This window comes from Actinocorallia herbida (assembly GCF_003751225.1).
Lineage (GTDB): Bacteria > Actinomycetota > Actinomycetes > Streptosporangiales > Streptosporangiaceae > Actinocorallia > Actinocorallia herbida.
This window is the reverse complement of the sequence record NZ_RJKE01000001.1, coordinates 9128511-9141213: the sequence shown is the minus strand read 5'-3', so window position 1 is coordinate 9141213 and position 12703 is coordinate 9128511. Positions and strand designations below refer to the sequence as shown.

Sequence of the window (12703 nt, the reverse complement as noted above, 5' to 3'; positions counted from 1 at the left end):
GCGCAGTGACCGGCCGAAGATCCGGCGGGGATCGTCATGAGCACTTCCGTCATTGAACCCGGGAACCGCCTCGCGGGGCGCTACCGCCTCGAAGAGCAGGTCAGCGAGGCGGGCGGCTCCGCCCTGTGGAAGGCCATCGACGAGATCCTCGCCCGGGCGGTCTGCGTCCGGACCTTCGCGCCGGACTTCCCGCGCGCGGCCGAGGTCGTCACCGCCGCCCGCAGCGCGTCCCGGCTGACGGACCCGCGGCTCACCCAGGTCTTCGACGCCGACGACACGGGGGAGCTCGCCTATGTCGTCAGCGAATGGGTCAGCGGCGACACCCTCGAGGAGATGATCGCCAAGGACGGGCCGCTCGCGCCCGGCCGGGCCGCCCGGTTCGTCTCCGAGGCGGCCGAAGCGCTGGCATCGGCCCACCAGGCCGGGATGTCCCATCTGTGCCTGACCGCGCGCGAGCTCGTGTGGACCACCGGCGGCACCGTCAAGCTCACCGGGCTCGGCGTCGAGGCGGTGCTCAACGGCGTCACCACCGCCGACCCCGCCCGGCTCGACGCGCTCGGCCTCGGTCAGATGCTGTACGCGGCCGTCACCGGCCACTGGCCCGGCGCCGCCGACGAGTCGTCGCTGCCGATCGCGCCGGAGACCGCGGGTGAGTTCGCCGCGCCCGGCACGCTGCGCGCGGACCTGCCCCCGGCCGTCGAGGCGATCGTGTGCCGCGCGATGGAGCTCGGCGAGCCCGAATCGCCGCTGACCACGCCGGCCGAGGTCGCCGCGGCCCTCACCGAGGTGCCGCGCACCCCGCTCCCGCTGTTCGCGGGGCTCCAGACCGGACCGCCTCCCTCGGTGATCAACCGTCCGCGGCCCGAGCCGGCGAAGCCCGAGGCGCGGACCGTTCCCGCGCCGCGGCCCAACGCCACCACGCCGACCCCGCAGCGCACCGCCCGGATGCCCGCGGCGCCGCCGCCCCCGCCGCCCGCCGTCCCCGAGCCCAAGCGCGTCAACCGGCCGCTCGTCGGCGGCGCCATCGCCGCCGCGGCCGCGGTGATCGCGATCGCCGTCTGGCAGTTCACCGGCGGCGACTCCCCGAAGACCCCGACCCCCTCGGACACCTCGGCCGAGACGTCCGCCCCCGCGGAGCCGGGCTCCGGCGGCGCCAAGCTGACGATCGCCTCCGCCGAGGGCCTTCAGCAGGTCAAGCCGGGCCAGGACAGCCACCGGGACGACTCCGTCGTGCCCAAGGCGCCGCTGATCATCGACGGCAAGACCTCGACCTACTGGGAGACCCAGAGCTACCCGAACGCCTTCTTCGGCAACTACCTGGACGGCGTCGGCATCCGCCTCACCCTGAGCGCATCCACCCAGATCGGACGAATCGCGCTGAACGTCCCGGGGACCAGCGCGGGTGCCCCCTACGTGCTCTCGATCGGCGACTCCACCGACCGCGCCTCCCTCGTCGAGGCCGCCAGCGGCACCCTCACCGGCGGCAAGAACGAGATCACGGTCGACGACGCCACCGGCAAGTACGTCGTCCTGTGGTTCCCGCAAGGCCCCGCGTCCGGCAAGCTCCGGATCGGTGAGGCCACGGTCTTCGGAGCGTCCTGATGGCCTTCTTCGGACGCGGCAGGCCCGAGGCGCCCGCCACCGACAAGGAACTCCTCCACAGGCACGCCCAAGGCGACCCGCACGCCTTCGGCGAGATCGTCACCCGGCACCGGGACCGGATGTGGGCGGTCGCCCTGCGCACCCTGGGAGACCCCGAGGAGGCCGCTGACGCCCTCCAGGACGCCTTCCTGTCCGCCTACCGGGCCGCGGGCCGCTTCCGCGGCGACGCCGCCGTGACGACCTGGCTGCACCGGATCGTGGTCAACGCCTGCCTGGACCGGGTCCGCCGCCGCGCCGTCCGCCCGACCGTCAACCTCCCCGACGCCGAGACCCTCGACGCGCTCGCCCCCAAGAACAACGACCCGACCTCCGCGCACGAGATCTCCCTGGACGTCACCGACGCCCTGGCCCACCTGCCCTTCGACCAGCGGGCCGCGCTCGTGCTCGTCGACATGATGGGCTACTCCGTCGATGACGCCGCGCTCGTCCTCCAGGTCCCGCCCGGCACCGTCAAGAGCCGGTGCGCCCGCGGCCGCGCGCGACTCGCGCCACATCTCCGGCATCTGCGGAACCGCCGCGGAGGCAACCGCGTCGAACCCTCGAACGTTGGTACTGACGTTCCCGCCGTTCCGCGGCAGGGTGGCTCACCAGTGCTCGAAGAAGGAGGGGGCGCGTCATGACAGGCCGGCATTATGACCTCGACGTGCTCGCGGATCTCGCCGAAAACCTGCTCGACGACGAGACCACGAAGGCCGTGCGCGGTCATCTGGCGGGGTGCGCGCTGTGCGCGGCCCACCAGGCAGAACTGAACGACGTGACCAGGGTGCTGGCGTCCGCGCCGCAGCCTGTGCTGCCCGAGAGCCTGGTGGCCAGACTCGACGCGGCCCTGCTGGCCGAGGCGACGCGCGGGGCCCCGGCCGAGATCGTCGATCTCGCGTCCCGGCGCCGGGCCAAGACGGCGCGGATGGCCAGGTTCGTCTCGGTGGCGGCCGCCGCGGTGGTGGTCTCCGGCGTGGGGGCCTTCGCCGTCTCCAACGGCGCACTGGACAAAGCGGGCAACAATGACATCGCGACCGTGGTCACCCCGCCGGTGCCCTTGCGGACCGCCGACTCCATGGTGGCGAGCGGGCGGAACTACTCGGCGGAGGACCTGCGGTCCCTGGCCGGGAACCAGAGCCGGATCAGGGGGGATGTGCCACCGCCCCTGACCGACGACCAGAAGGCCTGTGTGGACCGGACGGTCCCGCAGAACCGGTCGATCTCGTTCATCGACGTCGCGGAGTACCAGGGCACCCGGGCGATGATCATCATCGCGACGGGCGCGGTCTACGTCGCCGGACCGAACTGCGAGCTGCTCGCCCAGAGCGAGGCCGGCTGATACCGGCCGGTTCCACCTGGTTCGCCCGGCTGACCGTGCGCTGTTTCACGTGAAACAGCGCACGGTGGCGTTTCGGGTGATCGGGGTCAGCCGACCTCGTCGAGGAAGTCCAGGGCGATCGCCCAGGCCTGCTCGGCGTAATGGGCGTCGTAGTCGGGCAGCCCCGAGTCGGTGAACAGGTGCCCCGCGCCCTGGTAGCGGAAGATCTCCACATCGGCTCCCGCCCGGCGCATCTCCAGGTACCAGGAGTTCAGCCAGTCGGCGGTCTCGTGCGGATCGGGGTCGGCGACGTGGAGCTGGACCGGGAGCTCGGTCTCGGCGTCCTCGGCGAGATCCGACGTACCGTGGATCAGCAGAAGGCCCTTCGCCCGCTCGTCGGCCATCCCGACGGTCTGGGCGAGCGCGGCGCCGAGGGAGAAACCCGCATAGACCAGGCCCTCCTCTGAGTGCGGCGCGGCGGCCTTGGCCGCCTGGCTGAGGAGTTCGTCACGGTCCATACCGGCCAGGAGCTCCTGGCCCTCCTCCCAGGTCTCCGCGGTACGGCCCGCGAAGAGATCGGGCGCATGCACGACATGCCCCGCTTCGCGTAGCCGTTCGGCTGCCTCTTCCACAGCCGGACGCAATCCGTAGACGGAGTGAAACAACATCAGTGCGGCCACATCCCTACCCTATGGGTCTACGGGCCGCTCACCCAGCAGGGAATGAGCGGGCCTTAGGATTCGTTGTCGCCCGCGAGAACCCCGAGCGGGCGCCTTTGAGGAAGAGGGAGCATCAGTGACCACCGACATCCGCGATGTGATCATCATCGGATCCGGTCCCGCCGGATACACGGCGGCGATCTACGCGGCACGAGCGGATCTCAAGCCCCTCGTCTTCGAAGGCTCCATCAGCGCGGGCGGCGCGCTGATGAACACCACCGACGTCGAGAACTTCCCCGGCTTCCCGGACGGGATCATGGGCCCCGACCTCATGGACAACCTGCGCAAGCAGGCCGAGCGGTTCGGCGCCGAACTCGTCACCGACGACGTCACCGAGGTCGACCTCACCGGCAACCCCAAGGTCGTCAAGGTCGGCGAGGAATACCACTACGCCAAGGCCGTGATCATCGCGACCGGCTCCGGCTACCGCGAGCTCGGCCTCCCGAACGAGAAGCGGCTGTCCGGCCGCGGTGTGTCGTGGTGCGCCACCTGCGACGGATTCTTCTTCCGCGACCAGAACATCGCGGTCGTCGGCGGCGGCGACACCGCCCTGGAAGAGGCGATCTTCCTCACGAAGTTCGCGAACGTGACCGTCATCCACCGCCGCGACACCCTGCGCGCCAGCAAGATCATGCAGGAGCGCGCCCTCGCCAACGAGAAGATCACCTTCCTGTGGGACAGCGAGGTCATCGACGTCCTGGGCGAGGACAAGGTCAAGTCCGTCCGCGTCCGCAACACCAAGAACGGCGAAGAGGGCTCCCTCGACGTCACCGGCCTGTTCATCGCGATCGGCCACGACCCGCGCAGCGAGCTGTTCAAGGGACAGCTCGACCTCGACGACGAGGGCTACCTCCAGGTCGAGCACCCCACCACCAAGACCAAGCTCGCCGGGGTTTTCGCCTGCGGCGATGTCGTGGACCATGTTTACCGCCAGGCCATCACGGCCGCGGCGAGCGGCTGCTCGGCGGCCATCGACGCCGAGCGCTACCTTCAGGAGGGCTGAACCATGCAGGCAGTGACCGACAACACCTTCGAATCCGAAGTTCTCAAGAGCGACAAGCCCGTCCTCGTGGACTTCTGGGCCGAGTGGTGCGGCCCGTGCCGGATGGTCGCCCCGATCCTCGAGGAGATCTCCAAGGAGCACGGCGAGTCGATCTCCATCGTCAAGCTGAACATCGACGAGAACCCGAACGTCACCCGCGACTACGGGATCATGCAGATCCCGACCATGTTCGTTTACCAGGGCGGCGAGGTCGTCAAGCAGATCATGGGCGCCAAGCCGAAGGCGGCGCTGCTGCGGGAGCTCAAGGAGTTCCTGCCGGACGCGTAGTCGGTGGCCCATCTCCTCCGCGGGGGCGGGGGTGTGGGATCGGCCCCTCGGCCTTCGGGCCGGGCTCGGCCGGGCGTGGTCGACGTGTGAGGCCCGTACGGAGGGATCCGTGCGGGCCTTTGTCGGTCTTCCCCCGGGGCTTCCGGGGTTCCGGGGCTTCTGAGACCGGAGGAAGTGCGGCGGCCCCGCATCGGGGTGGATGCGGGGCCGTGGTCCTGGTGCGCGGGGCGTCAGGTTGTGGGGTTCTGGGGGGTTCTGGGTTCCGGGTCAGGAGCGGGCGGCGGGGACCACGGGGACGACCGGGGGGTCGGCCGGGTCCGGGTCGACGGGGCCGGGGGCGGCGGGCAGGTCGACCTCGAACTCGCACCAGCCGCTCCAGGCGCTCGCGGCGACGTCGTCGCGGGCCTGGACCCGCCAGCTGTAGATGCCCTCGGCGAACGCGGCGTCGCCCGCCGCGAACGCGAAGGTGCGCTTCTCGTTCGGCTCGGAGTACTGCATGCCGGAGAGCGCCACCTTGAGGTTGGCGTCGGCCGCCGCGGCGGCACCGGGCTTCCACTGCGCGCGGAGGCCGATGAAGCTGCCGTCCGGGTCTGCCGTCGTCCCGCCGAACGTGCCGGTCGCCACGGCGATGACGGGCCGGGTCGCGCCCGCGCCGCACGCGATCGGCGCGGCCGCCCCCGCCGGGGTGAACGAGGCGCCCTCGACCGGTGTCGGGAGGTTCGCGCCCGGGTCGCCGCCGACGCCGCCCGCGTCGTCGCTGCTGGCGCGGATGACGAGACGCGCCTTGTTCGAGAAGTTCACGAATCCCTTGGCGGACTTCTCGTTGGCGGCCGACAGCCGCAGCGTCACCGTGTAGTTGCCCTTGTTCAGTATCCCGGCGGCGACCTTCGTGATGTTCAGCTCCAGCGACTTCGAGGAGCACGTCGCCTTGACGGTGGCGAGCTTCTTCACCGTCTTCGGCTGGTTCTTCCACGTCGTCTTCTTGCTGATCCCACCCGTCAGGTGGACGTTCACCTTCGGCGTCCCGCCCTTGCGGCACGGGTTCGGCTTGGTGACCGGCACGACGAGCTTCACCGAGTCGAGGTGGTCCTCGTAGACGGCGTCCTCGAGCGTCATCCGGAAGTACGCACGGTTCACCGAGCCGGCGGTCTTCCCGACGGGCGCCGCGGTCTTCTTGTTGTAGAAGGCCTTCTTCGGCTGCTTGCTCGACACCCGCGTCCAGACGAGCTTGTTGCCGTTCGCCTTGCGGGCCGCGGGAGCGGCGGCGGTCGGCGTCTCGGACGCGTCCTGTTCCTCCGGACCGAACAGCGCGTGCGCGACGGGGAACGCCGAGACGGTGAGCGCCACCGACGCGACGACGGCGAGGAGACGTGCTTTCACGAAGGGGGCCTCTCGATGGGGGGATGCGCCGGAGCCTAGCGGCCCCGCGCCTCCCGCGCCACGATGATCCCGAGGGCCTCCCGGTCCCCACCCGACGAGCCTGCCCGATAAATCCTTGGCATCCCATTTGCCCCGATATTTTCGAGGCTCTGAGATGGCCTCAGACGGGCCGCAAGGCACCCTCTGGGGTCATTGATCCAAGGAGACGCTCAAGGGCCACCTCGACGTCCTCACGCCACGACAGGGCCGATCGCAGATCGAGCCTCAGCCGCGGAAAGCGATGATGGGGACGAATCGTTTTAAATCCGACAGCGAGCAGGTAATCAGCGGGGACCATACAGCCGCCCTCTTCCACCTTCAGATCCCCGAACGCCTCGATGGCTTTCACGCCCCGACGCGTCAGATCCTTCGCGACGCTCTGCACCAGCATCCGGCCGAGGCCGCCGCCCGCGAACTCCGGAATGATGTGCGCGTTCATCAACAGCACCGCGTCGGCCGACACCGGGCTCGTCGGGAAAGCCACCGACCGCGGCACGTACAGCGGCGGCGCGTATTGCACGAACCCCGCCGGCACATTGTCGACGAAGACGAGCTTGCCGCAGCTTCCCCATTCCAGCAGCGTCGCCGAAACCCAGGCTTCCTTCTCCAGACCCGGGTCGCCGACCGCGTCGGCGCGTTCGCGGCTCACCGGGTCCAGTTCCCAGAACACACAGGTCCGGCAGCGCCGGGGCAGTTCATCAAGGTTGTCGAGCGTGATGTTCACTACGCGACGCGACACCGGCACCGCACCTTTCGCTCGGTGACTGGTTCGAACGAGCCACCCCAAGGCCCCCCGAAGGCCAACCGGAATAGCCCATCCGGCATCGTATCCAATACCGCCCGGCGGGAACCTCAGCCCGTGCCGTACGGTGGGGTATCGGCCATCGCGCCCTTTCAGGAGGCAGAAAATGGAGACCACACGCAGCGACTCGCATCTCAACCGCTACGCAGCCCGCGCACAGGGCATGGTGGCGTCGGAGATCCGAGCTCTGTTCGCAGTGGCCTCTCGCCCCGAGATCGTCTCGCTCGCCGGCGGCATGCCGTTCGTCAACGCGCTCCCCCTCGACGCGGTCGGCGCGATGCTCCAGCACCTCATCGTCACCAAGGGCGCCGAAGCCCTCCAGTACGGCTCCGCGCAGGGCGACCCCGAGCTCCGCGAGCGCATCTGCGACGTGATGGCCCTCGAAGGCATCACCGCCTCGCCGGAGGACGTCACCGTCACGGTCGGGTCCCAGCAGGCCCTCGACCTCCTGTCCAAGATCTTCATCGACCCGGGCGACGTCGTCCTCGCCGAGTCCCCCTCGTACGTCGGCGCGCTCGGCACCTTCGCGGCCTACCAGGCCGAGGTCGTGCACATCCCGATGGACGGCTACGGCATCATCCCCGAGGCGCTGCGCGAGACCCTGGTACGGCTGCGCGCCGAGAACCGCCGCGTGAAGTTCCTCTACACGGTCCCGACCTTCCAGAACCCCGCGGGCGTCACCCTGTCGGCGCCGCGCCGCGCCGAACTTCTCGCCCTGGCCGAGGAGTTCGACCTCCTCATCATCGAGGACAACCCGTACGGCCTCCTCAGCTTCGACGCGGCCCCGCCCCGTCCGCTGCGCGCCGACGAATCCGAGCGGGTCATCTACCTCGGCTCGTTCTCCAAGACCTTCTCCAGCGGCATGCGCGTCGGCTGGGCCCTCGCCCCGCACGCCGTCCGCGCCAAACTCGTCCTGGCCGCCGAATCCGCGATCCTCTCGCACAGCAACCTCACCCAGCTCGCCGTCCGCGAGTTCCTCGCCACCCACCCGTGGCGCGACCAGGTGAAGTCCTTCGTCGAGCTCTACCGCGAACGCCGCGACACCATGCTCACCGCCCTCGACGAGTTCATGCCCGAGGGCACCACATGGACCCGCCCCGCCGGCGGCTTCTTCGTCTGGCTCACCCTCCCCGAGGGCCTCGACTCCAAAGCCATGTCCCCCCTGGCCCTGGCCAACCGCGTCGCCTACGTCCCCGGCACCGGCTTCTACTCCGACGGCACCGGCCACCGCCACATGCGCATCTCCTACTGCTACCCCGAACCCGCCCGCATCCGCGAAGGCGTCCAACGCCTGGCCACCGTGATCAACCAGGAACTCTCCCTCCGCAACACCTTCGCCTAACCCCACCACCCCCACACAAAGCCGCCCCGGGCCACCCCCAGGGCGGCTTTCCCTTTCCCCGCCCAACCCCGTTTCACGTGAAACACCCCCCGCCCTCCCCACCCACTACCCAGCAAGACTCAACGCCCAGCGCCCGGGCAAGGTTCAGCGACACCGCCCCGCAAACCTTCCAGCACCTCACCACGCACCACGCACCACGCACCAGGGCCGCAGAGCCGCAGAGCCGCAGAGCCGCAGAGCCGCAGGGACACCGTTCCATAGAGGCCACCCCAGCGTCCGGCACCCTGCAGAACGAGAACCCCCATCCCGGCCCCGCCACACCGCACCCCGGTGCGCGTGACCAGAGCAAGCCCAAGCACACACCCCACTCCGTCTCAGGGCTCCTCCTCCAACCCGCCGAACCCCACTCCCCGAAGCCCAAGCCGCCCCCGGACCGCCGACGCCGGCCGCCTCCCACCGCCCCGTTTCACGTGAAACACAGCCACCCACGCACCGCCGCGCGCCCCACCCAACAGCCCGACAAGCTCCGCTCCCCCATCGCCTAAGGTCCCCCGCGACCCCGCGACCCCGCGACCCCGCGACCCCGCGACCCCGCGACCCCGCGACCCCGCGACCCCGCGACCCCGCGACCCCGCGACCCCGCGACCCCGCGACCCCGCGACCCCGCGACCCCGCGACCCCGCGACCCCGCGACCCCGCGACCCCGCGACCCCGCGACCCCGCGACCCCGCGACCCCGCGACCCCGCGACCCCGCGACCCCGCGACCCCGCGACCCCGCGACCCCGCGACCCCGCGACCCCGCGACCCCGCGACCCCGCGACCCCGCGACCCCGCGACCCCGCGACCCCGCGACCCCGCGACCCCGCGACCCCGCGACCCCGCGACCCCGCGACCCCGCGACCCCGCGACGAGATCGTCCGCCCCGTGCACCCCGTTTCACGTGAAACAGCGGCAGTGGGCAGCGCTAGTCGACCCCGCTGTTTCACGTGAAACACCAACGCGCCCGCAGGCGAGTCCGCTCTCCGACCAGTGCGCCACCTCCGAGTCTCCGACGCCGAAGCGCACGCCCAGACGACCTCTGCGCAGTTCCCCGCCCAGCGCCCCGCAGCCTCTCACGTGACCGGTCGATCCCTGCCAGAGGGCCAACCAACCCGTCAGGCCGCAGCCTTCCATCGGCCGCGTTTCACGTGAAACATGCTCCCGCCGAAAGGCGCACACACTCGCGGCTCCCGGTACCCAGCCCACCCAGATCAGCCCGGTGGGCATAGGGCAGGCTGCCGACCTCGCGGCTAGCACGAGGCAAGGGATCCCCTCCCCCAACTTCCCCCCGCGCTGTTTCACGTGAAACACCTCGCGCCCACAAGCACCCCCACCCCACCATGGGCGCGCACCCATTAGGCGCCCCGCCCCACCCACCCCGGTGGCCCGCCCCTTCTCCCGCGGCCCGTCCGCTCTTCGGCAAGCGGTCAGCACCCTGCCGACCCATCAGACCGCAGGCGCCCACCCCGCCGTTTCACGTGAAACAGGCTCCTCCATGACACGCCCTCGGACACACCGCTCCCCGAACCCAGCCCGCCCGCACCAACCAACCTGCCCCACCGATCCCTGAGTCTCCGAGCCCGTCCACCCGAATCCCAACCGACGCGAAGCGAGGAGTCCGGTCCCTCGAGCTCTCCCCCCTCACGGTTTCACGTGAAACAAGGTCCGACCCGGCACCCCGGCACCCCGGCACCCCGGCACCCCGGCACCCCGGCACCCCGGCACCCCGGCACCCCGGCACCCCGGCACCCCGGCACCCCGGCACCCCGGCACCCCGGCACCCCGGCACCCCGGCACCCCGGCACCCCGGCACCCCGGCACCCCGGCACCCCGGCACCCCGGCACCCCGGCACCCCGGCACCCCGGCACCCCGGCACCCCGGCACCCCGGCACCCCGGCACCCCGGCACCCCGGCACCCCGGCACCCCGGCACCCCGGCACCCCGGCACCCCGGCACCCCGGCACCCCGGCACCCCGGCACCCCGGCACCCCGGCACCCCGGCACCCCGGCACCGGGATCGTCCCGCGCGCCTGCCGCTGTTTCACGTGAAACAGCGGCCGTGCCCAGCGCCGAACCGGCCCCGCGTCGGGTTCACGAGCACCGGCATACGGAGCTTCGCGACGATCGGGCGGGGTCCAAACGGTGAGTTCTCCCATCGCCAGAGCGGGCTGCCATGAGAGACCCGCGCGCTAGGGAGTGCCCCTTCGGAGAGTCGCAGCTGCGGCTCCCGGTGGGCCGCAGGACCTCAAGGCGGACGCCTCCCGATGCCGACCTGAACAGTCGACAGGCACACGCTAACGATGCCCTTCTTCCGGGCGGCCTGCCTCTCGTCTCCTCGGCGGCTATCGCTGTTTCACGTGAAACAGCGATAGCCGCCGAACAAGCCCAGCCTCCCGACCCGCCTTCCGCTCGCCCACGGCTTCCATCGGGGACCACAGAATCCTTTCCTCCCACCGCGAGAAGACCTCGACGTCGCCGTACACACTCCACGAGGAGCGCCTATCCGCCACGACGCCACGACGCCACGACGCCACGACGCCACGACGCCACGACGCCACGACGCCACGACGCCACGACGCCACGACGCCACGACGCCACGACGCCACGACGCCACGACGCCACGACGCCACGACGCCACGACGCCACGACGCCACGACGCCACGACGCCACGACGGGGATCGTACGAGGACAGGGCTTGTTTCACGTGAAACGTGGGGCCCGGGGCTTGGTTTCAGGGTTTGCGGATGGGGGTCACCGAACTCGTCGGAGGTGGGTGGTTCGGAGAGGGGAGGCAGGGACGGGGTTTGCGGGTCGGGGTGGGGGTGGGCGGCGTCAGGCGGGGGGAGGAGCATTAGGGTCCTGGGTATGGAACGGGTGATCGTGTTGGCCGGTGGCATGTCCTATGAGCGGGAGGTGTCGCTCAGTTCGGGGCGCCGGGTGGCCGACGCCCTCAAGAGCGCGGGCTTCCAGGTGGAGATCCGCGAGGCCGACTCGGGGCTTCTGCCGCTGCTCGCCGAGGACCCGCCGGACCTCGTCTTCCCCGTGCTGCACGGCGCCGAGGGCGAGGACGGTTCCATCCGCGAGGTCCTCGATCTCCTCGGTATCCCCTACGTCGGCGCCCGGCCTGACGCGTGCCGCCTCGCCTGGGACAAGCCGACGGCGAAGGCCATCGTGCGCGCGGCCGGTCTGGAGACGCCCGAGTCGGTGACGCTCCCCAAGGAGGTCTTCCACGACCTCGGGGCGTCCGCGGTGCTCGACGCGATCGTCGCGAAGCTCGGTATGCCGCTGTTCGTGAAGCCGACGCGGGGCGGTTCTGCGCTGGGCGCGTCGCTCGTCAAGGAGGCTTCGGATCTACCGGCCGCGATGGTCGGCTGCTTCTCCTACGGCGACGTCGCCCTCATCGAACGGTTCATCACCGGGACCGAGGTCGCGGTGGGCGTCGTCGAGGTCGACGGTGTCCCGACCGCTCTCCCCGCCGTCGAGATCATCCCGATGGGCGAGCGCTACGACTACACCGCGCGCTACACCGCCGGCCAGACCGAGTTCGTCACGCCGGCTCGCCTCACCACCGAAGCCGCAGAGCGCGCCCGCGACGCCGCCCTCACCGCGCACCGCGCTCTCGGCCTCCGCCACCTTTCCCGCACCGACCTCATCGTCACCCCCGACGGCACTCCCTACCTCCTCGAGGTCAACGTGGCACCCGGCATGACCGAGACGAGCCTTCTCCCCCTGGCCCTTCAGGCCGCGCACCTCACCATCCCCCAGCTCCTCCCCGCCATCCCCTGACCCCTTGTTTCACGTGAAACAAGGGGTCGCGTTTCACGTGAAACATCGCCGCGCGTTCTCCCGGATCGACCGCGCTGCCGAGCTCTGTCGGGTCCAGCAGGCGTCGACACAATGACGGCGACGTCCCGGCCGACACCGCAGAGGGCCGCCTCAATGCCGCGTACCTCCATCTCGCCGCCCAGCCGACTCGCTCGTCCGTCGCGCGTTCACGGCCGCACCCCAACCCCCGGCTCCCGCACCCCGGTTCCTACGATCCGCCCCGTCACCACCGGCCGCAGCCACACAGCCCGGCTCCCAACCGTGGC

10 protein-coding genes are annotated in these 12703 nt (G+C 71.0%); 7 read left to right on the top strand and 3 right to left on the bottom strand.

The genetic code is table 11. The features are described 5' to 3' along the window. Positions 1 to 36: 36 nt before the first annotated feature. The 3 genes from EDD29_RS41665 to EDD29_RS41655 are packed head-to-tail and all read left to right on the top strand — an operon-like array spanning position 37 to position 2980. Positions 37 to 1602, top strand: a complete 1566-nt coding sequence (locus EDD29_RS41665; protein WP_123669642.1) for a protein kinase family protein — start codon at positions 37 to 39, stop codon at positions 1600 to 1602. Beyond that, positions 1602 to 2282 carry an RNA polymerase sigma factor SigM gene (sigM, locus tag EDD29_RS41660; RefSeq protein ID WP_123669641.1) on the top strand — a complete coding sequence of 227 codons (681 nt, stop codon included), beginning with the start codon at positions 1602 to 1604 and terminating at the stop codon, positions 2280 to 2282. The genes EDD29_RS41665 and sigM overlap by 1 nt, the downstream gene beginning before the upstream one ends. After that, the gene (locus EDD29_RS41655; RefSeq protein WP_123669640.1) at positions 2279 to 2980 is read left to right on the top strand and encodes an anti-sigma factor family protein; all 702 of its coding nucleotides are present in this window, start codon (positions 2279 to 2281) and stop codon (positions 2978 to 2980) included. Before sigM ends, EDD29_RS41655 begins: the two co-directional genes overlap by 4 nt. Positions 2981 to 3066: 86 nt before the next feature. Here EDD29_RS41655 and EDD29_RS41650 read toward each other — a convergent pair whose 3' ends face one another. Further along, positions 3067 to 3627: a dienelactone hydrolase family protein gene (locus EDD29_RS41650; RefSeq protein WP_123669639.1), complete on the bottom strand. Its 561-nt coding sequence runs from the start codon at positions 3625 to 3627 to the stop codon at positions 3067 to 3069. Between the two features lie 127 nt (positions 3628 to 3754). Between EDD29_RS41650 and trxB the strand changes: the two genes are divergently transcribed. Next, the gene (gene trxB / locus EDD29_RS41645) at positions 3755 to 4681 is read left to right on the top strand and encodes a thioredoxin-disulfide reductase (RefSeq protein ID WP_123669638.1); all 927 of its coding nucleotides are present in this window, start codon (positions 3755 to 3757) and stop codon (positions 4679 to 4681) included. 3 nt (positions 4682 to 4684) lie between these two features. Further along, positions 4685 to 5008: a thioredoxin gene (gene trxA / locus EDD29_RS41640; RefSeq protein WP_123669637.1), complete on the top strand. Its 324-nt coding sequence runs from the start codon at positions 4685 to 4687 to the stop codon at positions 5006 to 5008. A 267-nt stretch (positions 5009 to 5275) separates the two neighbouring features. Here the strand turns inward: trxA and EDD29_RS41635 are convergent, their stop codons facing one another. After that, positions 5276 to 6388 carry a DNRLRE domain-containing protein gene (locus EDD29_RS41635; RefSeq protein WP_170201776.1) on the bottom strand — a complete coding sequence of 371 codons (1113 nt, stop codon included), beginning with the start codon at positions 6386 to 6388 and terminating at the stop codon, positions 5276 to 5278. A gap of 160 nt (positions 6389 to 6548) precedes the next feature. Next, positions 6549 to 7151: a GNAT family N-acetyltransferase gene (locus EDD29_RS41630; protein WP_246053281.1), complete on the bottom strand. Its 603-nt coding sequence runs from the start codon at positions 7149 to 7151 to the stop codon at positions 6549 to 6551. Positions 7152 to 7335: 184 nt separating this feature from the next. Between EDD29_RS41630 and EDD29_RS41625 the strand changes: the two genes are divergently transcribed. Beyond that, complete coding sequence (locus EDD29_RS41625; RefSeq protein ID WP_246053280.1) at positions 7336 to 8571, top strand: aminotransferase-like domain-containing protein; 1236 nt, start codon at positions 7336 to 7338, stop codon at positions 8569 to 8571. Between the two features lie 2906 nt (positions 8572 to 11477). Next, complete coding sequence (locus EDD29_RS41615; protein ID WP_123669634.1) at positions 11478 to 12398, top strand: D-alanine--D-alanine ligase family protein; 921 nt, start codon at positions 11478 to 11480, stop codon at positions 12396 to 12398. The last annotated feature ends 305 nt before the right edge of the window (positions 12399 to 12703 follow it).